Genomic DNA, 21,496 nt, shown 5'->3' on the forward strand with positions numbered 1-21,496 from the left:
GCTCTTTTACTTCAATTGACAAGTTTTGACAGGAGAAAGGATGCCAGGGTCGTCACATAAAACGCCAGTCTGGTTACCTATTTTGGTGCTGCTTATTGCCATGTCCTCTATTCAGAGTGGGGCATCGCTGGCAAAATCGTTGTTTCCTCTGATTGGGGCGCCAGGCGTCACCGCCTTACGCCTGGCGCTGGGAACCCTTATCCTTGTCGCCTTCTTTAAACCCTGGCGCTTACGCTTTGCGAAAGAGCAAAGGCTTCCGCTGCTCTTTTACGGTCTGTCACTTGGCGGGATGAACTACCTCTTCTACCTGTCGATTCAGACCGTACCGCTGGGCATTGCCGTGGCGCTGGAATTTACCGGGCCGTTGGCGGTTGCGCTGTTCTCTTCACGACGCGCGGTCGATTTTATTTGGGTCGTGCTGGCGGTACTGGGTCTCTGGTTCCTGCTGCCGCTTGGTCAGGACGTGTCGCACGTTGATTTAACGGGAGCCGCGCTCGCGCTTGGTGCAGGTGCCTGCTGGGCGATCTACATTCTTACCGGACAGCGTGCCGGTGCCGAGCATGGTCCGGCGACCGTCGCGGTGGGTTCGCTTATTGCGGCAATCATCTTTGTCCCGCTTGGCGCAGCACAGGCAGGTGAAGCGCTCTGGCACTGGTCTGTTGTTCCGTTAGGTCTGGCCGTTGCGATTCTGTCGACCGCACTGCCCTACTCTCTGGAGATGATTGCCCTGACGCGTCTGCCGACCAGAACTTTTGGTACGTTGATGAGTATGGAGCCCGCGCTGGCCGCCGTCTCTGGCATGATTTTCCTCGGAGAGACTCTGACGCTCATTCAAACATTAGCACTGTGCGCCATTATCGCCGCCTCAATGGGTTCAACACTCACCCTTCGTCAGGAGACAAAGATAAAAGAGGTCGATATTAATTAATTTTTACATTTCTGCATGAGATGCATAATCATGCAGAATATCTTTCATATTTTGCGCAACGCTGTCTCTTTATTATTTTTCCTGATTCACTACTCACATATTTATTCTCATTTACCTGTGCGAAATGAGAATAAATTACCCTCTTAAGAAAATATCCCTAACCATATGATTTTAAATAAAAATAAAATATAGCCTTGTTACCGCTATTAAAGCGATAGGAACATCCACAAAAGCAGAATGTATAACAGGTGCTATACTTAGTTCCGTTGTTTACTGGGACATAACATCAAGAGGATATGAAATTATGAGTACCGCTAAATTGGTAAAAACAAAAGCGTCCAATCTGCTTTATACCCGCAACGATGTATCTGACAGCGAGAAGAAAGCCACGATTGAGTTGCTGAATCGTCAGGTGATCCAGTTCATTGATCTGTCACTGATTACCAAACAGGCTCACTGGAACATGCGCGGTGCTAACTTTATTGCCGTACACGAAATGCTGGATGGCTTCCGTACTGCGCTGACCGATCATCTGGACACCATGGCAGAACGTGCCGTGCAGCTGGGTGGCGTAGCTTTAGGGACAACTCAGGTTATTAACAGCAAGACACCGCTGAAAAGTTACCCGCTCGACATCCATACCGTGCAGGATCACCTAAAAGAGCTGGCGGATCGTTATGCGATTGTTGCTAATGATGTGCGTCAAGCCATCGGCGAAGCGAAAGATGAAGACACTGCAGATATCTTCACCGCGGCCTCTCGCGATCTCGACAAATTCCTGTGGTTTATCGAAGCGAATATCGAATAACAGCATCATAAGTATACTGTCTGTAACCCCCGCTCTGGCGGGGGTTTTGCACTTTTATGGTGCATCAAAATCCTGCCCGACGCCCTCAAAGTAAAATATTTGTAATAACTACCTCACACAATCGTTAATGAGAGATTGTTTTAACAACGTATTTTACGCTAAATAGTCAAACCGTTTGCATCACGTCTTATCTGCACTATAGCGGTGCCCCAAAACGGTGCAACTTACCGGTTTTGCGCCCTTTATTGTGCAACAGACTGAAACACCTTCCTGTTAAAACAATGAGTTGCAAAACTGGCACGATTTTTTCATTAAGACATATGTTCTCGCAGGGGATCGCCCCGTGGATATAAAAGGAAATGCTATGAATTCTCTATTTAAAGTTTCACTGGCTGCACTTACCCTGGCTTTTGCGGTGTCTTCTCATGCCGCGGATAAAAAACTGGTTGTTGCAACGGATACTGCATTCGTTCCGTTTGAATTTAAACAGGGTGACAAGTACGTTGGTTTTGATGTGGATCTGTGGGCGGCAGTAGCGAAAGAGCTGAAGCTCGATTACGAACTGAAGCCGATGGATTTCAGCGGCATCATCCCTGCACTGCAAACCAAAAACATTGACCTTGCGCTGGCAGGTATCACCATCACCGATGAGCGTAAAAAAGCGATCGACTTCTCTGATGGTTACTACAAAAGCGGTCTGTTAGTGATGGTGAAAGCCAACAATAACGACGTGAAAAGCGTGAAAGATCTGGATGGTAAAGTGGTTGCCGTGAAGAGCGGTACCGGTTCTGTTGATTATGCGAAAGCAAACATCAAAACCAAAGATCTGCGTCAGTTCCCGAACATTGATAACGCGTACATGGAGCTGGGCACGAATCGCGCGGATGCTGTCCTGCACGACACGCCAAACATTCTCTACTTCATTAAAACCGCCGGTAACGGTCAGTTCAAAGCGGTAGGCGAGTCTCTGGAAGCCCAGCAGTACGGTATCGCTTTCCCGAAAGGTAGCGACGAGCTGCGCGAGAAAGTGAACGGTGCGCTGAAAACGCTGCGTGAAAATGGCACCTATAACGAAATCTACAAAAAATGGTTCGGTACTGAACCTAAATAATTAATTGATCGGTGTTTGTCTTGCCCGATGATCCTTCCATCGGGCATTTGAATATTTCCACCACGGTAACAGGAACGACATATGCAGTTTGACTGGAGTGCCATTTGGCCTGCCATTCCGCTTCTGATTGAAGGCGCCAAAATGACCCTGTGGATCTCGGTCCTCGGTCTGGCTGGCGGCCTGGTCATTGGCCTGGCAGCAGGTTTCGCCCGTACGTTCGGCGGTTGGATCGCTAACCACGTCGCACTGGTTTTTATTGAAGTCATTCGCGGTACGCCAATCGTTGTGCAGGTGATGTTTATCTACTTTGCCCTGCCGATGGCGTTTAACGATTTGCGTATTGACCCGTTCAGCGCCGCCGTCGTCACTATCATGATTAACTCCGGCGCCTACATCGCCGAAATCACCCGCGGGGCGGTACTTTCTATTCACAAGGGTTTCAGCGAAGCCGGGCTGGCGCTTGGGCTTTCACGTACCGAAACCATTCGCCACGTTATTTTGCCTCTCGCCCTGCGTCGCATGCTGCCGCCGCTGGGTAACCAGTGGATTATCAGCATTAAAGATACCTCGCTGTTTATCGTTATTGGCGTGGCCGAACTGACCCGGCAGGGTCAGGAAATCATCGCGGGTAACTTCCGCGCCCTGGAAATCTGGAGCGCCGTTGCGGTGTTCTACCTGATTATTACGCTGGTGCTGAGCTTTATTCTGCGTCGCCTGGAAAGAAGGATGAAAATCCTGTGATTGAATTCAAAAACGTCTCGAAGCATTTTGGTCCGACCCAGGTGCTGCACAATATCGACCTGAACATTAAGCAGGGTGAAGTGGTGGTGATTATCGGGCCGTCAGGCTCCGGGAAATCGACGCTGCTGCGCTGTATTAACAAACTCGAAGAGATCACCTCCGGCGAACTCATTGTCGATGGCCTGAAAGTCAACGACCCGAAGGTGGACGAGCGGTTAATTCGCCAGGAAGCCGGAATGGTTTTCCAGCAGTTCTATCTCTTCCCGCATCTGACGGCGCTCGAAAACGTCATGTTCGGCCCACTGCGCGTGCGTGGGGCCAGGAAAGAAGAGGCTGAGAAGCAGGCGAAAGCGCTGCTGGCAAAAGTTGGACTGGCAGAGCGTTCGCACCACTACCCTTCTGAGCTTTCAGGCGGTCAGCAGCAACGTGTCGCAATTGCCCGTGCGCTGGCGGTGAAGCCGAAGATGATGCTGTTTGATGAGCCGACCTCCGCGCTCGATCCGGAGTTGCGTCATGAAGTACTGAAAGTGATGCAGGATTTGGCAGAAGAAGGTATGACGATGGTGATTGTCACCCACGAAATCGGCTTTGCAGAGAAAGTGGCCTCTCGTCTGATCTTTATCGACAAAGGCCGTATTGCCGAAGATGGCAACCCGCAAGACCTCATTGAAAACCCGCCCAGCCCGCGTTTGCAGGAGTTTTTGCAGCACGTGTCCTGACGGATGGCCTCCCTTTCGCCAGAAAGGGAGGCTGTTCTACGAATTGTCCCAAATCAGCTTCCCCCTCCTCCAGCATCTATACTTATCTTTTTGTTTTACTTTTTCTCACTGGAGGAGTCATGCGGTGGATCCTGTTCATCTTCTTTTGTCTGCTGGGCGCTCCCGCCCATGCTGTCGCCATACCCGGCGTGACGACCGGAGCGACCACCGACGCACAGGCGGCCCCCGCACCGGTACCCAATATTGAACAAAAGAAAGCCGCCTATGCCGCGCTGGCGGACGTGCTGGAAAATGATACATCGCGTAAAGAACTTATTGAGCAACTACGTACCGTTGCCGCCACGCCCCCCGCAGAACCCGTGCCCAGGATCACGCCGCCAACCGTGGCAGAAGAGAAAACCGTACTGGAAAATGTCACGGATATCAGCCGCCATTATGGTGAGGCCCTCTCGGGTCGCTTTGCCCAGCTTTATCGCAACATTACCGATGCGCCGCACAAACCCTTCAATACTCAAACCTTCACCAATGCCCTGACCCACTTTCTGATGCTCGCCGCCGCCGTGTTCGGCTTTTACTGGCTCATTCGTCTGTGCGCGCTGCCGCTGTATCGCAAAATGGGGCAATGGGCGCGAAAGAAAAACCGCGACCGCAGCAACTGGCTACAGCTTCCGGCGATGATTATCAGTGCGTTTATTATCGATCTCCTGCTGCTGGCGCTGACGCTCTTCGTGGGGCAGGTACTCAGCGACAATCTGAACGCGGGAAGTTCCACCATCGCTTTCCAGCAAAGCCTGTTCCTGAACGCTTTTGCGCTTATTGAGTTTTTCAAAGCCATCCTGCGGCTGATCTTCTGTCCTGGCGTGCCTGAACTACGTCCGTTTGCCATTCAGGATGCCAACGCGCGCTACTGGAACCGGCGTCTGAGTTCGCTGAGCAGTCTGATTGGCTACGGCCTGATCGTTGCCGTCCCTATTATCTCCAACCAGGTCAACGTGCAGGTTGGCGCGATGGCGAATGTCATCATTATGCTGTGTATTACGCTCTGGGCGCTGTATCTGATTTTTCACAACAAAAAAGAGATTACTCAGCATTTGCTCAATCTGGCGGATCGTTCGTTGGCCTTTTTCAGCCTCTTTATCCGCGCCTTTGCGTTAATCTGGCACTGGCTGGCGAGCGCCTACTTTGTCGTGCTGTTTTTCTTTTCACTTTTCGATCCCGGCAACAGCCTGAAATTTATGATGGGCGCCACGGTGCACAGCCTGCTGATTATCGGTATTGCCGCCTTTGTTTCTGGCGTATTTTCTCGCTGGATTGCCAAAACAATTACCCTGTCGCCGCACACTCAGCGTAACTACCCGGAACTGCAAAAGCGGCTGAACGGCTGGCTTTCGACGGCGCTGAAGGTGGCACGGTTCCTGACGGTCTGCGTGGCTATCATGCTACTGCTCAATGCCTGGAGTCTTTTTGATTTCTGGAACTGGTTGCATAACGGTGCGGGAGAAAAAACGGTGGATATTCTGATCCGCATCGCGCTGATCCTGTTTTTCTCCGCCGTAGGCTGGACGGTTCTCGCCAGCCTGATAGAAAACCGGCTGGCATCTGACATTCACGGTCGCCCGCTGCCCAGCGCCCGAACCCGAACGCTGCTGACGCTTTTTCGCAACGCCCTGGCGGTGGTCATCAGTACCATTACCATCATGATTGTGCTGTCAGAGATTGGCGTCAATATCGCGCCGCTGCTGGCAGGCGCCGGTGCATTAGGGCTGGCAATTTCCTTCGGTTCGCAAACGCTGGTCAAGGATATTATCACTGGCGTATTTATTCAGTTTGAAAACGGGATGAACACTGGCGATCTGGTGACGATTGGCCCACTCACCGGCACGGTGGAGAGAATGTCGATACGTTCGGTCGGCGTGCGCCAGGATACCGGGGCTTACCACATTATTCCGTGGTCATCGATTACAACGTTTGCCAACTTTGTTCGCGGTATTGGCTCTGTGGTCGCCAATTACGACGTGGACAGACACGAAGATGCGGACAAAGCCAACCAGGCACTGAAAGATGCCGTAGCTGCGGTCATGGAGACGGAAGGCATTCGTGGGTTGATTATCGGCGAGCCGTCATTTTCCGGCATTGTGGGACTCACCAATACGGCGTTTACGCTGCGGGTATCGTTTACGACTCTGCCGCTGAAGCAATGGACAGTACGCTTTGCCCTGGATACGCAGGTGAAAAAACATTTCGATCTGGCGAATATCCGCGCGCCAGTGCAAACGTATCAGGTCTTGCCATCCCCGGCAGCAAATCCGCTGCCGCCGGGTGAACCCACGATCTAGCGCTGACGCGCCATAAATCGGCTACGCTGATCGTTATCCATAAAGCTCCAGGCGATAAAGCGACTCTGCTTTTGCCCCTGGGCCATCTCTTTTTTCACCACTTTCACGGCCCCAACGTCGGTCAGCGCACGATACAGCGGCGGCAGGTTTTCACCACGCGACACCAGGGTGGTAAACCACATCACCTGACGTCCAAAGACCTGGCTCTCTGCAATCATCTTTTTGATAAACGCGACCTCACCGCCTTCGCACCACAGCTCCTGCTGCTGACCGCCAAAATTCAGCGCGTCGTCTTTATCCTGCCCAAGATTACGCCGCTTGCGTTCGCTTCCGGCGCGTGCCGCCGCTGCCGAATCGTGAAATGGAGGATTGCACAACGTGGCGTCATACTGCTCATTCTTATGAATAATGCCCGTAAAGATGGCAGCAGAATCCTGCTGGCGGCGTAAGCGGATTGCCCGGTTCAGCGCCGGATTCGCCTTGATAATCGCCTGCGCGCTCGCCAGCGCCGCCTCATGCGTTTCACTACCGGTAAAGCGCCAGCCATATTCATGTACGCCGATAAGCGGATAAATGCAGTTAGCCCCCACGCCAACGTCAAGAATACTCGCGCTGGCAGGGATCGTCCCGGTCGTCTCACCAAGCAGATCCGCCAGATGGTGGATGTAGTCTGCACGACCGGGCACCGGCGGGCATAAAAAGCCGTCGGGAATATCCCAGTTAGCGACCGCATAGAAATGTGCCAGCAACGCCTTGTTCAGCGCTTTCACCGCCAGCGGGCTGGCGAAATCAACACTTTGCTCCCCCGCGGGCGTACGGGTGAGATATTGCGTCAGCTCGGGCGCGGCCTGACAAAGCGCGGCAAGATCGTATCGACCGTGGTGACGGTTACGCGGGTGTAATCCCGGTTTCTGGGGGGACATAGCATTCTCCTTTTAGCAGCGGCGTAAGATACCCGCTTAACGCCACAGGGTAAACATGGCTGACGTGAAAAACCGTCACCCCGTGCCAGCCTTACGCTCCCTCGCAAAAGGTCGGCGATAAAACCACAAAAATCAGTACTCTACATGTCATTGATCTGTCAACATTTGTCAAATAATTTTGTTCAAAAAACAAGCAGATCACACTCAATTTTTTGCGTTATCTGTCCTTCAATGACGTCCTAAACTTATCTGGCACTACCTGTTATTTCTTAGAGGATATCACTATGAAGACATGCCTCACATTGCTTGTTGCCACCGTACTTAGCGGCCTGGCGCTTGCAGCCTCTGCTGCTCAACCGGTTACCCATCCCGATACCGGTCAGCTAAGAGCCGCAGGTACCGTCTCTGCAACGGGTGCAACAAACCTGAGCGATCTGGAAGATAAACTGGCGGAAAAAGCCCATGAACAGGGCGCGAAAGGCTTTGTGGTTAATTCTGCCGGCGGTAATAACCAGATGTATGGCACCGCGACTATCTATAGATAGTCATTTCACCGATAACTGCATTCCCGGGAATGCAGTTTATTCCTGACGTCCCCCGTCGCCTTGACGGGCCATTTTTTGCCCCCATATTGACTATACTTATTGACACAATACGACATTGTGGGAGTGAATAATGGCTTCAGGTTGGGCAAATGATGATGCCGTCAACGAACAGATCAACAGTACAATTGAAGATGCTGTTGCACGTGTTCGCGGTGAATTACCGGGCGGTGAAAGTCTGTATGAATGTGAAGAATGTGGCGATCCTATTCCGGAAGCACGGCGCAAGGCCGTTCCGGGCGTAAGATTATGCCTGAACTGCCAGCAGGAGAAAGATTCAAATAACTCAATCTATTCAGGATATAATCGCAGAGGTTCGAAAGACAGCCAGCTACGTTGACCTGACTTTACCGAATAACGGCGCGCAAGCGCTTTCCTTTACGCTCACGTAATTTTATAAACTGCGTGGCAAAATGTGCCCTTATCACACCGACTGTGAAGCGCACTGACAAGAACTGTAAATCCTGCCCCTGAATTAATTAATAATCAATAAGTTATTTGTTATTCAAAATATTTGATTAATGTGGTCAATTCTCTTCGATTTTATCTCCCGGAAAAAAACGTGATACTTATCACATCGACGAAACAACGTCCTCCTTAAAAATAACCTGCGAGAAATTAACGATGAAAACCATTAAATACGCTGTTGCTGCTGTTGCCCTGTCTACCCTGTCTTTTGGTGTTTTTGCTGCAGAATCGGTTACCCCGGCTCAGGCGCAAAGCATGAATAAAATTGGCGTTGTGTCTGCAGAAGGCGCAACCACGCTGGATGGCCTGGAAGCGAAACTGGCTGAGAAAGCGGCGGCAGCTGGCGCGAGCGGCTACAGCATCACTTCCGCAACCAACAACAACAAAATGAGCGGTACCGCGGTTATCTATAAATAACCGACAGATTTCCTGTTTTACCCGGTCTGTATTGCCAACAGACTCTGCTGCTCCAACCCTCATTGACCCTGTGTTACCCTTTGTTTGCCCGTCCGCCACTGGACGGGCTTTTTTTTGCTCAGCATTCCAGTTGTCGGCAAAACGCCTGTAGCGTCGTTTCCGGCATTCCAGTCTGCCGCGCCGCATCGCAAATAGCCTGCCAGCTACCGGCATCAAGCGGAATGCCTTGTGCCAGACGTTCATTACGCATGCCCACTTCCCACTCTCCCGGTAGTAATACCGGCGCATCATCGGCATGTGGGGACGCTTTAACCCACCCGGCGAACGCCGCCACCTGCTCGTCACAATCTGGCGCGCCAAACAGCTCTGGATTAATGACTATTGTCGTCATGCAATTAATGATGGCATCTGCACTCTCCTGCAACGTCTCCTGATGCGTCGTTTTCCCACCCGAAAGCGCCCCGCCCAGAATTTCGCACATTGCCGCCAGGGCATACCCCTTGTGCTGAGCGAAGGTTAACAGCGAGCCTAATGGCGAAACCTGCATGACGGCAGGATCGGTCGTGGGCACGCCGGCAGCATCAATCAGACACCCTTCAGGAACCGCCACGCCCTTATGCCAGGCCACGCGCGTTTTACCAAAAGCAATGGCGCTGGTGGCATAATCCAGCAATAGCGGAAAATCATTTTTACGGGGAAAAACAACGCAAAACGGATCCGTGCCGAACCGACTGTCACGCCCGTTAAAGGGCGCCACCATCGGAATACCCACCACATTAACAAAATGGATGGAGACAAATCCTGCCGCTGCGCACTGCTCCGCCCAATAGCCAATGCGCCCGATATGATGAGCGTTATGTAAAGCAACGGCGGCAATGCCGTATTTCTGCGCTTTTTCAATCCCCAGCGTCATGGCCTCACGTGCGACAACCTGGCCGAAGCCACAATCCCCCTCGAGAGTGACGATCGCCCCGGCGTCTTTCACTATCTTTGCATGACGGTTGATTTGCAGATGCCCCTGAGAGAATGAGCGGATATAGCTGGGAATCATGCCGATACCGTGTGAGTCATGCCCGGCAAGGTTGGCGGCTATCAGATGATCGGCCACCTGTTGCGCTTCCTGCTCATGGCTTCCCATCTGGCGGAAAACAGCCTGAATAAAGGCGTGCAGCGTCTGCGCGTGGAAGCGATGTCCACTTTTCATTGTTAACTCCTGTTGCGTTGCGTGCTTGTTGTGTTTCTTATTTTTCAACAAGCTATGCTGCGCTTAGCAGACGGAGAGGTCAACAAACGTGCAGAAATTTCATATTGCGGAATAAGGCCAGACCTGAGGGACAGATCCGGCATCTGAATAAATTCGCCAGCAGAAATCAGAAGCTTTGATCGATTCGCGCCAGTCCTTCCGCCATCGTTGCAACTTCTCCTGTCGCCACCAGGCAGCAGGCCATCTGGATTTTCAGCGATACCGGTACGGGTTCACTCCCCGCCACACAACGTTCAATCCAGCGAGCTGTCGTTTCCGGATCTTTGGCAGCCGGTAGCGGCACCGGTTCGTCAGGCATCTCACTCTGTCTGTCCTGCAACACCCGAACTCCCGCGCTGTCGATCAGGCTGATCTGCGGGCAGCGCAGCGGGTTGGCGTACACTTCACCTTCGGTACCGTGCATGAGCAATCCCCGGCCACCGATATCACCAAAGAACTTCGCTACCCGCGAGACGTACTCTGGATGTGAAACGCTGGCAAGGCGCAGAGCGGCATCTTCTGCAAACGGCGTTGCCAGTTTTGCTAATGTGTGCGCACTGTTACGCACCCCCATACGCCAGCGCATCGCCAGCTGTTTCTCCAGCGGCGGACAGAAGGCGCTGACCGGGATAAAGACCGGCTGATGACCATCAAGTTTTGCCTGCGCCTGCCCGGCGTGCAGCGTTGGCTCAATCCCCATCAGCTGAAAGAGGGTTTCCGTCAGAACGCGGGTTGGATCTTCACTCACCCCGTGAACCACAACCGGAAAACCCAGCTTGTGAAGCAGGATAGCCAGCAGCGGCGTCAGGTTGGCCTGTTTACGTGCGCCGTTGTAGCTGGGGATTACGATCGGCATCGGTTTAGCAACGGGAGGCGTCAGGCGGAGGGTGTGGTTCTGCATGGCTTCATAAAAACCCAGCATCTCCGCTTCACCTTCGCCTTTGATACGCAACGCGATCAACACGCCGCCCATTTCAAGATCCGGCACTGCGCCATTTAGCATCTGGCTGTACAGACCGCGCGCGGTGTCCTGATCCAGATCGCGCGCATGGTTTTTACCGCGCCCGATCTCTTTAATGATTTTGCGATAGTCCATCGAAAACTCCTTGCTTCAAACTCACATCATTAACGCCGCCGACGGCGCGTGGGTTTCGCTTTTTCTTTTGGTTTTACTATAACGTCTGGCACGGCGGGTTGCTCTATCGGAAATACAGGTAACGCATTCAGTAAGCGCGAACCGTAATTTTTGGTGAACAAACGCTTGTCATAGATCACCACTTCTCCCCAGCAACTGTGACTACGGATCAGACGTCCCACCTGCTGAATAAGATTAAACGAGGCACTTGGCAAACTCTGGACTTCGAACGGATAACGGTTCAGGCTTTTCAGCCACTCGCCTTCGGTGATCACGACCGGGCTGTCGACAGGCGGAAAAGCGATCTTATGGATATGTACCTGGCTGAGTAAATCCCCCTTCAGATCCAGACCCTCAGCAAAGGACTGTAAGCCCACCAGCACGCTGCGCTCGCCGTTTTCAACGCGCTTGCGGTGCAGCTCCACCAGCCGATAGCGAGGCTGATCGCCCTGCACAAGCAGCAGCAGGCGGAGATCGGTCACATATTCGAGAAAGCGCTGCATCGCCCGCCCGCTGGCAAACAGCACCAGCATGCCATGATGCTTTTTGCTCTCAAGCTGTTCGCGGAAAAACGCCGCCATTTCGGCAATGTGCTGTTCTTCGTTATCGATGAGCGGCTCATAGCGCATCCGGGGAATGACAATTTTTCCCTGCTCACAGTGGTTGAACGGTGAATCGAGCGCAACAAAGCGATCTCCGGCTTTCTCTTTCAGACCGCTCATCTCCTGCAAACGCGAAAAGCTGTTGAGCGATCGCAGCGTCGCTGAAGTGACGATTATATGCGGCACGCTGCGCCAGAGCAGCCTTTCCAGCTGATCGCTGACGCGGATCCCTACGCAGTGAAACCAGACGTGAATTTGCCCGTCGCGCACATCCCGCGTTGTCCATTTAGTCACCGGCGCACCGGAGGACTGGGCTAACGAGGCGAGCCTCCAGAGTTTGCTTTGTGCTTCAAACATCCCCAACGCACGGTTCATCTGCAACAGCATCCGGTGCAGACGTACCACGTCGTGACTTCCCGTTTTCTCACTGAGATCGTTGAGAAACAGTTCGGCAAGCCCGCGCAGCATCTCTGTCAGCTTCGCCAGCCGCTGGCAGATCTCCATCACCTCGTCTGGCAGCTCACCCATAGCAAAGCGGTACTCCGCCTCCTGAGCCACGGGCATATACAGATTAAGAATGTTATTGAGTGAGGCGATCAGCTCATACAACTCTTCGCAATGCGCGTTAAGGCGCTCAGGGTTCGCCAGCGGCGGCGTCGTTTTGGGGCGAAATTGTTCAAGGCAGGTCGCCACCAGCTTTGTAAAAAGATCCAACTGCAACCGATACCACGGCGCCGTAATTTCCGCGCTCATCTCCAGCGCATCGCGTGCCACATCCGGCAGGTGATGGCCTTCATCCAGGACCAGCAGCAAATTTTTTGGATCCGGCAGCACCGCTTCGCTTTCCATTGCCGCCATCACCAGCGCATGGTTCGCCACCACCACTTCTGCTTCCTGAATCTCGCGGCGGGCAACAAAAAAGGGGCATTCCCGATAGTAGTGACAGTTTCGGTTCAGGCAGCTGGCTTTGTCAGTGCTCAGGCGTCGCCAGAGGTCATCATTAATGGCAATGTCTGTATGATCGCGCAGGCCGTCCCATCGGTAGGTGTCGAGATCGCCCTTCAGCTTTGCGCAGCGCTTTTGTTCTTCCTGGTTATTCGGCGTCAGTTCGTCGTCCAGAAAGGCCAGCAGATCCTGCTGTGTCGGCTCAGTGCTGGCCAGCGCCGTCAGATTGCGCGGGCAGACGTAGCGCCCACGACCAAACGCGGCGGTAAAGCGCAGATCGGGAATGATTTTTCGCAGCAATGGCAGATCTTTACTGTAGATCTGATCCTGAAGCGCAACGTTCGCAGTACTCACCACCAGCGTTTTTTGCTCTTCGCGGGCGATGGCAATACCCGGAATAAGATAAGAGAGGGTTTTCCCGACCCCGGTGGGCGCCTCAATCGCCAGATGCCGCCCCTCTTCTCCGCTAAGCGTTTTCGCGACATCAGCAATCATCTGCCGCTGTGGCGCACGGGGAATAAAGTCGGGGATCTGTTCCGAAAGCGCCTTATACCAGGCAGCAATTTGCGCTTTTAGCGCAGCGGTTAATGCCATGAGAAAACCTGAAATACTGTATAAACAGCCACTATTGTGGCATTTTCTGAACCCTGTCGCAAAAAGAAAAGCCCGACCTTTCGGCCGGGCTCGCAAATTACTGTGCGGGCGTGATTCTGCGTGGGCGGCGCGGCGGGCGCGGTTTATCGCCTGCCGGTTTACCTTCGCTACTGCGCGGTTTGGCTTTTGGCGCTCCGCCATCCTGCCGACGCGGCTGCTGAGCGCGACCAGCGCTCTGTCCTTGTGACTGTCCGCGGCCACGACCGCCGCCGCCACCACCGCGCTGCTGACGACCATTCTGAATCGGCTCCGCTTTGATGGACGGATCCGGCTCATAGCCCGGCGTAGTGATACGCGGGATCTCTTTTTTCAGCAGCTTCTCGATATCACGCAGCAGTTTGTGCTCATCCACGCAAACCAGCGACAGCGCTTCACCGGTCGCGGCAGCACGACCGGTACGTCCGATACGGTGAACGTAGTCTTCCGGCACGTTCGGCAGCTCATAGTTCACCACGTGCGGTAGCTCTTCGATGTCCAGCCCACGCGCAGCGATGTCAGTTGCCACCAGCACGCGAATATCGCCGGATTTAAAATCAGCCAGCGCACGGGTGCGCGCCCCCTGGCTTTTATTGCCGTGGATCGCCGCACTGCGAATACCGTCTTTATTCAGCTGTTCCGCCAGATGGTTAGCCCCGTGTTTGGTGCGGGTGAAGACCAGCACCTGCTGCCAGTTACCTTTGCCAATCATCTGTGACAGCAGTTCGCGTTTGCGTTTCTTATCAACGAAATGAACGTGCTGCGTCACCTGCTCAGAGGCCGTGTTACGGCGTGCCACTTCGATTTCCAGCGGATTATGCAGCAGCTTTTCGGCAAGCGCTTTAATCTCATCGGAGAAGGTTGCTGAGAACAGCAGGTTCTGCCGTTTTGCCGGCAGCTTAGCCAGTACGCGACGGATGTCATGGATAAAGCCCATATCAAGCATACGATCCGCTTCATCCAGCACCAGAATTTCAACCTGGTCCAGCTTCACTGCATTCTGATGTTCCAGATCCAGCAAACGGCCCGGCGTTGCCACCAGCACATCCACGCCGCTTCGCAGTTTCATCATCTGCGGGTTAATGCTCACGCCGCCAAATACGACCAGCGAGCGAATGTTCAGATATTTGCTGTAATCACGAACGTTCTCACCAATCTGCGCCGCCAGTTCGCGGGTCGGGGTGAGGATCAGCGCACGCACCGGGCGGCGGCCTTTGGCATGCGGCTGTTGGCTAATAAGGTGTTGTAACAACGGCAACGTAAAACCGGCGGTTTTACCGGTCCCCGTCTGGGCGCTGGCCATCAGGTCACGGCCTTCCAGCACCGCAGGAATCGCCTGCTGCTGAATAGGGGTAGGTTCACGGTAACCCTGCTCGGCAACGGCGCGCAGGATATCAGGGCTTAACCCCAGGGAATCAAAAGACATAACTACTCCGAACCGCCCCGACCGTTCCCGGTGTAGTTTTCAGGGAGATACTGAAAATGGAAATGACACAAACCACACTGTCATGAAGAGGCGGAGTGTAGCAGTTTTTGTGACACGGCGCATATACCCCTCATGCTTTAAGCCACAGATGCGCTGGCTTTTTACCCGGCCCCTCTCCGCGCCTCGCCCCTGCGGGGCCGACTTCCTGCCACTCGAATTATTTAGCGCCTGAATCATCCCGAAAGATGGAAAAAGTAAAATAATCGACCAGACTGGACAAGAGTCATAATCAGTCATAATCTTAATCAATCGATTGATTAAGAATTAGGGTGTGTGATGAATACCCCCACGACAACAGCGAAAGGCGAGCAGGCAAAAAGTCAGCTGATTGCCGCCGCGCTGGCGCAGTTTGGCGAGTATGGCCTGCATGCCACCACCCGCGATATCGCTGCTCAGGCCGGACAAAATATTGCCGCTATCACCTACTATTTTGGCTCCAAAGAGGATCTCTACCTCGCCTGCGCGCAGTGGATCGCCGATTTTATTGGCTCCCAGTTTCGCCCTCACGCCGAGGAAGCCGAACAACTGTTTGCGCAACCGGAGCCTGACCGTGCCGCCATCCGCGAGCTTATTCTGCGCGCCTGTAAAAACATGATTATGCTGTTGACCCAGGATGACACCGTCAATCTGAGCAAATTTATCTCACGCGAGCAGCTCTCTCCTACGGCAGCCTATCAGCGGGTGCACTCGCAGGTTATTGAACCATTACATAGCCATTTAACCCGGCTGATCGCCGCTTACACTGGCTGCGATGCCAGCGATACCCGCATGATTCTGCATACTCATGCCCTGCTGGGCGAAGTTCTCGCATTCCGTCTTGGCAAAGAAACCATCCTGTTACGTACCGGCTGGCCGCAGTTTGACGCAGAGAAAACAGAACTGATTTATCAAACGGTGACCTGTCATATCGATCTTATTTTGCAAGGTTTAGCGCAAAGGAGTCTGGACTGATGAAAAAACCTGTCGTAATCGGACTGGCAGCAGCGGTACTGGTCGCCGTCATTGCTGGCGGCACAGGGTGGTATCAGAGTCGGCAGGATAACGGGCTGACGCTTTATGGCAACGTGGACATCCGCACCGTTAACCTGAGTTTTCGCGTCGGCGGCCGGCTTGCCTCGCTGGCGGTGGATGAAGGCGACGCCATCAAATCCGGGCAGGTGCTGGGGATGCTCGATAAAGCCCCTTATGAAAACGCGTTGATGCAGGCCAAAGCGGGGGTTTCCGTCGCCCAGGCCCAGTATGACCTGATGCTGGCAGGCTATCGCGATGAAGAGATTGCCCAGGCGGCGGCGGCGGTCAAACAGGCGCAGGCGGCCTATGACTACGCGCAGAACTTTTACAACCGTCAACAGGGGCTGTGGAAAAGCCGGACGATTTCTGCCAACGACCTGGAAAATGCCCGCTCATCGCGCGATCAGGCGCAGGCCACGCTGAAATCCGCCCAGGACAAATTAAGCCAGTACCGCACCGGTAACCGCCAGCAGGATATCGCCCAGGCGAAAGCCAGTCTCGAACAGGCGCAGGCGCAGCTGGCACAGTCTGAGCTCGATTTGCAGGATACCACGCTGCACGCCCCATCTGACGGAACGCTGCTTACCCGCGCCGTCGAGCCGGGCAGTATGCTCAGCGCCGGTAGCACCGCGCTGACGCTCTCCCTGACGCGTCCGGTCTGGGTGCGCGCTTATGTGGATGAACGTAATCTTAACCAGGCGCAGCCGGGTCGCGAAATTCTGCTCTACACCGACGGTCGTGCGGATAAGCCTTATCACGGCAAGATTGGCTTCGTCTCCCCCACCGCCGAGTTCACCCCGAAAACGGTTGAAACACCGGACCTGCGAACCGACCTCGTCTATCGTCTGCGTATTGTGGTCACCGATGCGGATGATACGCTGCGTCAGGGGATGCCGGTGACGGTGAAATTCGACAATGAGGCAGGCCATGAATGAGGCCGTTATCACGCTGAACGGGCTGGAAAAACGCTTCCCGGGGATGGATAAGCCCGCGGTCGCTCCGCTCGACTGTACCCTGCACGCGGGCTACGTGACGGGTCTGGTTGGACCGGACGGCGCGGGGAAGACCACCCTGATGCGTATGCTGGCGGGTTTGTTAAAACCCGACGGCGGCAGCGCCACGGTCATCGGTTACGACCCCATAAAAAACGACAGCGAGCTGCATGCGGTGCTGGGCTATATGCCGCAAAAATTCGGCCTGTATGAGGATCTCACCGTGATGGAGAACCTTAATCTGTATGCCGATTTGCGCAGCGTCACCGGCGAAGAGCGGGAGAAAACTTTCGCGCGCCTGCTTGAATTCACCGCCCTCGGTCCGTTTACCGACCGTCTGGCCGGGAAACTCTCCGGTGGGATGAAACAGAAGCTGGGGCTGGCCTGTACCCTGGTCGGCGAGCCAAAGGTTCTGCTGCTGGATGAACCCGGCGTCGGAGTTGACCCTATCTCACGACGCGAGCTGTGGCAGATGGTGCACGAACTGGCGGGTGACGGCATGCTGATTCTGTGGAGCACGTCGTATCTGGATGAAGCCGAACAGTGCCGCGATGTGCTGCTGATGAACGAAGGTGAGATTTTATATCAGGGTGAGCCCACGAAACTGACGCAGACGATGGCCGGACGCAGCTTCCTGATGAGTAGTCCGCAGGAAAATAACCGTCGGCTGCTACAGCGGGCATTGAAATTACCGCAGGTCAGCGACGGCATGATCCAGGGGAAATCCGTAAGGCTTATCCTGAAAAAAGAGGCGACGGCAGAGGATATTCGCCGCGGCGAAGGAATGCCGGACGTTGAGATAAACGAAACCGCACCGCGTTTTGAAGATGCATTTATCGATCTGCTTGGCGGCGCGGGAACCTCAGAGTCGCCGCTTGGCGCCATCCTGCATACGGTAGAGGGCACGCCCGGCGAGACGGTGATTGAAGCCAAAGAACTGACGAAAAAATTCGGGGACTTCGCCGCCACCGACCACGTCAACTTTGCCGTTGAGCGCGGCGAAATTTTCGGCCTGCTGGGTCCCAACGGCGCGGGCAAATCGACCACGTTTAAAATGATGTGTGGCCTGCTGGTTCCAACATCCGGTAAGGCGCTGGTGCTGGATATGGATTTGAAGGTCAGCTCCGGCAAGGCGCGCCAGCGTCTGGGCTATATGGCGCAGAAATTTTCCCTTTACGGCAATTTGACTGTAGAACAGAACCTGCGCTTCTTCTCTGGCGTTTATGGTCTGCGGGGCCGGTCTCAGAACGAAAAAATCGAAAGGATGAGCGAGGCGTTTGGCTTAAAAAGCATTGCCTCGCACGCCACCGACGAGCTGCCGCTGGGCTTTAAACAGCGCCTGGCGCTGGCCTGCTCGCTGATGCACGAACCGGACATTCTGTTTCTCGACGAACCCACTTCGGGTGTCGATCCTATTACCCGTCGCGAGTTCTGGCTGCATATCAACAGCATGGTCGAGAAAGGGGTGACGGTGATGGTCACCACCCATTTTATGGATGAGGCGGAATATTGCGATCGCATCGGGCTGGTCTATCGCGGGAAGCTTATCGCCAGCGGCACGCCGGACGACCTGAAAACGCAGGCTGCCGATGACAACACCCCCGACCCAACGATGGAACAAGCCTTTATCACGTTGATTAACGACTGGGATAAGGAGCATACCCATGCCTAATCGCCTGCTCTCCTGGCGTCGTGTGCGCGCCCTGTGCGTTAAGGAGACGCGGCAGATCGTCCGCGATCCCAGCAGTTGGCTGATTGCGGTGGTGATCCCCCTGCTGCTGCTGTTTATCTTTGGCTACGGCATAAACCTCGACTCCAGCAAGTTACGGGTCGGAATTTTACTGGAACAACAAAGCAAAGAGGCGCTGGATTTCACTCATGCGATGACCGGCTCACCTTATATTGATGCCACCATCAGCGACAACCGGCACGAGCTCATTGAAAAAATGCAGGCCGGACGTATTCGTGGCCTGGTGGTGATCCCGGTGGATTTTGCCCGGCAGATGGCGCGCCCGAACGACACCGCCCCCATTCAGGTCATCACCGACGGCAGCGAACCCAACACCGCCAACTTTGTACAGGGTTACGTGGAAGGCATCTGGCAGATCTGGCAAATGCAGCGGGCGGAAGATCGCGGGGAAACCTTTGAACCGCTCATCGAGGTACAAACCCGCTACTGGTTTAACCCGGCGGCCATCAGCCAGCATTTTATTATTCCTGGCGCAGTGACCATCATTATGACGGTGATCGGCGCAATCCTGACCTCACTGGTGGTGGCGCGCGAATGGGAGCGCGGTACCATGGAAGCCTTGCTCTCCACGGAAGTCACGCGCCTGGAGCTGCTGCTGTGCAAACTTATCCCCTACTACTTTCTCGGTATGCTGGCGATGCTGCTCTGTATGCTGGTTTCGGTTTTCATTCTCGGCGTACCGTATCGCGGTTCGCTGACGATCCTGTTTTTTATCACCAGCCTTTTTTTACTCAGTACGCTAGGGATGGGGCTACTGATCTCCACCGTTACCCGTAACCAGTTTAACGCCGCACAGGTGGCGCTTAACGCGGCTTTTCTGCCCTCTATCATGCTGTCGGGATTTATTTTTCAGATAGACAGTATGCCTGCGGTGATCCGCGCGGTGACGTACATTATTCCGGCGCGTTACTTCGTTAGCACGCTGCAAAGCCTGTTCCTGGCGGGAAATATTCCGGTGGTGCTGATGGTGAACGTGCTGTTTTTAATCGCCTCGGCGGTCATGTTTATTGGCCTGACGTGGCTGAAAACCAAACGTCGGTTGGATTAGGGAGACGCGCATGTTTCATCGCTTATGGACGTTAATTCGCAAAGAGTTGCAGTCGCTGTTACGCGAGCCGCAGACCCGCGCGATCCTGATTTTACCGGTGCTGATTCAGGTCATCCTGTTTCCCTTTGCCGCCACGCTGGAGGTTACGAATGCCACCATTGCAATTTATAACGAAGATAACGGCAAGCATTCGGTAGAGCTGACTCAGCGTTTTGCCCGCGCCAAAGCATTTACCCATATCCTGTTGTTAAAAAGCCCGCAGGAGATCCAGCCGACAATTGATACCCAAAAAGCGCTGCTGCTGGTGCGCTTCCCGGCGGATTTCTCGCGTAATCTGGATACCTTCCAGTCAGCCCCCATGCAGCTCATTCTCGACGGACGTAACTCCAACAGCGCGCAGATTGCCGCCAACTACCTGCAACAGATCGTAAAGCAGTACCAGCAGGAACTGATGGACGGCAAACCCAAACCCAACAACAGCGAGCTGGTCGTGCGTAACTGGTACAACCCGAACCTGGACTATAAATGGTTCGTGGTGCCGTCGCTGATCGCCATGATCACCACCATCGGGGTGATGATCGTCACTTCGCTGTCTGTCGCCCGCGAACGCGAGCAAGGCACGCTCGATCAGCTACTCGTCTCCCCGCTGACCACCTGGCAGATCTTCGTCGGTAAAGCGGTTCCCGCGCTGATTGTCGCCACGTTCCAGGCCACCATTGTGTTAGGCGTAGGCATCTGGGCTTATCAGATCCCGTTCGCCGGATCGCTGATGCTGTTTTACTTCACCATGGTTATCTACGGCCTGTCGCTGGTGGGATTTGGGTTACTGATCTCATCGCTGTGTTCCACGCAACAGCAGGCGTTTATCGGCGTGTTTGTCTTTATGATGCCAGCGATTTTGCTCTCAGGGTATGTTTCTCCGGTCGAGAACATGCCGGTCTGGTTGCAGAATCTGACATGGATAAACCCTATCCGTCACTTTACGGATATTACCAAACAGATTTATTTGAAGGACGCGAGTTTACAGATTGTCTGGGGAAGCTTGTGGCCGCTACTGGTTATAGCGGCCACGACGGGATCAGCGGCGTACGCGATGTTTAGACGCAAAGTGATGTAGTTTTTTATCTTTCGCCAGTAGCGAAACCACGGCGGGTCCGGCAAGGATCGCCAGCCCAGCCAGAGCCAGCAGCAGGTTATTCTGCAAAACCCGGGAGAGCAGCCACAGCACAATCAGCGCGGCGCCGAAATACCAGGTGGTGGTTAACTCTTCCAGCACATCAGCGACATCTCGCCAGCGCTGTTCATGATGACGCTGAAGCGCCAACATCAGCAGTACGGTCACCCCGTACAGCACACATAATCCAAGGCCGACGCGCACCAGAGTGCCGCTCATCCAGCCCATTACCAGCATCGCCACTACCAGTAAATGCAACATTATCTGCCAACAACTAAGACCTGTTGCGACACGAACACGTTGTTGCCACCTCATGGCTTTTCTCCTGAAGGATTTTTGTCTAATTACTCAGAGTACCGAACTTTACGGAAAATTCCGTAAGACCGCACCTTTTTGTGACGCCGACTACACTATTTATTCAGGAAAG

At 54.0% G+C, this 21,496-nt stretch carries 20 protein-coding genes; 14 read left to right on the plus strand and 6 right to left on the minus strand.

Annotated elements, in window-relative coordinates; translation table 11 throughout:
- The first annotated feature begins 40 nt into the window (after nt 1-40).
- The 6 genes from rhtA (at nt 41) to ybiO (ending at nt 6,643) form a co-directional block, all read left to right on the plus strand.
- Nucleotides 41-928 (plus strand): threonine/homoserine exporter RhtA, encoded by an 888-nt coding sequence (rhtA, locus tag C3432_RS08855; protein WP_103776249.1) that lies wholly within the window; start codon nt 41-43, stop codon nt 926-928.
- Nucleotides 929-1,232: 304 nt separating this feature from the next.
- The gene (gene dps / locus C3432_RS08860) at nt 1,233-1,736 is read left to right on the plus strand and encodes a DNA starvation/stationary phase protection protein Dps (RefSeq protein ID WP_103776250.1); all 504 of its coding nucleotides are present in this window, start codon (nt 1,233-1,235) and stop codon (nt 1,734-1,736) included.
- Between the two features lie 364 nt (nt 1,737-2,100).
- Entirely contained in the window at nt 2,101-2,847 is a 747-nt protein-coding gene (glnH, locus tag C3432_RS08865; protein WP_103776251.1) for a glutamine ABC transporter substrate-binding protein GlnH, read from the plus strand.
- Nucleotides 2,848-2,928: 81 nt separating this feature from the next.
- Complete coding sequence (gene glnP / locus C3432_RS08870) at nt 2,929-3,588, plus strand: glutamine ABC transporter permease GlnP (protein ID WP_043015695.1); 660 nt, start codon at nt 2,929-2,931, stop codon at nt 3,586-3,588.
- A complete protein-coding gene (gene glnQ / locus C3432_RS08875; RefSeq protein ID WP_103776252.1) occupies nt 3,585-4,307 on the plus strand; it encodes a glutamine ABC transporter ATP-binding protein GlnQ in 723 nt (240 codons plus the stop codon). Before glnP ends, glnQ begins: the two co-directional genes overlap by 4 nt.
- 119 nt (nt 4,308-4,426) lie before the next feature.
- Nucleotides 4,427-6,643 (plus strand): mechanosensitive channel protein, encoded by a 2,217-nt coding sequence (gene ybiO / locus C3432_RS08880; RefSeq protein ID WP_103776253.1) that lies wholly within the window; start codon nt 4,427-4,429, stop codon nt 6,641-6,643.
- On the opposite strand, the gene rlmF is transcribed toward ybiO, so the two are convergent.
- Entirely contained in the window at nt 6,640-7,566 is a 927-nt protein-coding gene (gene rlmF, locus C3432_RS08885) for a 23S rRNA (adenine(1618)-N(6))-methyltransferase RlmF (RefSeq protein WP_103776254.1), read from the minus strand. The two genes, ybiO and rlmF, sit on opposite strands and share 4 nt — an antisense overlap.
- 284 nt (nt 7,567-7,850) lie before the next feature.
- On the opposite strand from rlmF, the gene mcbA reads away from it, so the two are divergent.
- From mcbA to ybiJ, 3 genes are all read left to right on the plus strand, one after another.
- Complete coding sequence (gene mcbA / locus C3432_RS08890; protein WP_103776255.1) at nt 7,851-8,111, plus strand: DUF1471 family periplasmic protein McbA; 261 nt, start codon at nt 7,851-7,853, stop codon at nt 8,109-8,111.
- 130 nt (nt 8,112-8,241) lie between these two features.
- On the plus strand, nt 8,242-8,508 hold the full coding sequence (locus C3432_RS08895; RefSeq protein ID WP_103776256.1) for a DksA/TraR family C4-type zinc finger protein: 267 nt from the start codon (nt 8,242-8,244) through the stop codon (nt 8,506-8,508).
- Nucleotides 8,509-8,792: 284 nt separating this feature from the next.
- Nucleotides 8,793-9,053: a DUF1471 family protein YbiJ gene (gene ybiJ, locus C3432_RS08900; protein ID WP_103776257.1), complete on the plus strand. Its 261-nt coding sequence runs from the start codon at nt 8,793-8,795 to the stop codon at nt 9,051-9,053.
- Between the two features lie 118 nt (nt 9,054-9,171).
- On the opposite strand, the gene C3432_RS08905 is transcribed toward ybiJ, so the two are convergent.
- The 4 genes from C3432_RS08905 to rhlE form a co-directional block, all read right to left on the minus strand.
- Entirely contained in the window at nt 9,172-10,257 is a 1,086-nt protein-coding gene (locus C3432_RS08905) for a malate/lactate/ureidoglycolate dehydrogenase (RefSeq protein WP_103776258.1), read from the minus strand.
- A gap of 166 nt (nt 10,258-10,423) precedes the next feature.
- Nucleotides 10,424-11,392 carry a DNA-binding protein YbiB gene (gene ybiB, locus C3432_RS08910; RefSeq protein ID WP_103776259.1) on the minus strand — a complete coding sequence of 323 codons (969 nt, stop codon included), beginning with the start codon at nt 11,390-11,392 and terminating at the stop codon, nt 10,424-10,426.
- Between the two features lie 29 nt (nt 11,393-11,421).
- A complete protein-coding gene (dinG, locus tag C3432_RS08915) occupies nt 11,422-13,572 on the minus strand; it encodes an ATP-dependent DNA helicase DinG (protein WP_103776260.1) in 2,151 nt (716 codons plus the stop codon).
- 97 nt (nt 13,573-13,669) lie between these two features.
- Nucleotides 13,670-15,034: an ATP-dependent RNA helicase RhlE gene (gene rhlE, locus C3432_RS08920; protein ID WP_103776261.1), complete on the minus strand. Its 1,365-nt coding sequence runs from the start codon at nt 15,032-15,034 to the stop codon at nt 13,670-13,672.
- 336 nt (nt 15,035-15,370) lie between these two features.
- Between rhlE and cecR the strand changes: the two genes are divergently transcribed.
- From cecR to C3432_RS08945, 5 genes are read left to right on the plus strand one after another with little or no spacing between them, the layout of a single operon-like run.
- Nucleotides 15,371-16,045 (plus strand): transcriptional regulator CecR, encoded by a 675-nt coding sequence (gene cecR, locus C3432_RS08925; protein ID WP_103776262.1) that lies wholly within the window; start codon nt 15,371-15,373, stop codon nt 16,043-16,045.
- On the plus strand, nt 16,045-17,040 hold the full coding sequence (gene hlyD / locus C3432_RS08930) for a secretion protein HlyD (RefSeq protein WP_103776263.1): 996 nt from the start codon (nt 16,045-16,047) through the stop codon (nt 17,038-17,040). The genes cecR and hlyD overlap by 1 nt, the downstream gene beginning before the upstream one ends.
- Nucleotides 17,033-18,769 carry an ATP-binding cassette domain-containing protein gene (locus C3432_RS08935; protein ID WP_103776264.1) on the plus strand — a complete coding sequence of 579 codons (1,737 nt, stop codon included), beginning with the start codon at nt 17,033-17,035 and terminating at the stop codon, nt 18,767-18,769. Before hlyD ends, C3432_RS08935 begins: the two co-directional genes overlap by 8 nt.
- Nucleotides 18,762-19,895, plus strand: a complete 1,134-nt coding sequence (locus C3432_RS08940; protein WP_103776265.1) for an ABC transporter permease — start codon at nt 18,762-18,764, stop codon at nt 19,893-19,895. Before C3432_RS08935 ends, C3432_RS08940 begins: the two co-directional genes overlap by 8 nt.
- A 10-nt stretch (nt 19,896-19,905) precedes the next feature.
- The gene (locus C3432_RS08945; protein ID WP_103776266.1) at nt 19,906-21,012 is read left to right on the plus strand and encodes an ABC transporter permease; all 1,107 of its coding nucleotides are present in this window, start codon (nt 19,906-19,908) and stop codon (nt 21,010-21,012) included.
- On the opposite strand, the gene C3432_RS08950 is transcribed toward C3432_RS08945, so the two are convergent.
- Nucleotides 20,974-21,384, minus strand: coding sequence for a YbhQ family protein (locus C3432_RS08950; RefSeq protein ID WP_103776267.1), 411 nt, complete (start codon nt 21,382-21,384; stop codon nt 20,974-20,976). The genes C3432_RS08945 and C3432_RS08950 overlap by 39 nt on opposite strands.
- Nucleotides 21,385-21,496: the final 112 nt, after the last annotated feature.

The sequence above is a fragment of the Citrobacter amalonaticus genome (genome assembly GCF_002918555.1).
Classification (GTDB): domain Bacteria; phylum Pseudomonadota; class Gammaproteobacteria; order Enterobacterales; family Enterobacteriaceae; genus Citrobacter_C; species Citrobacter_C amalonaticus_A.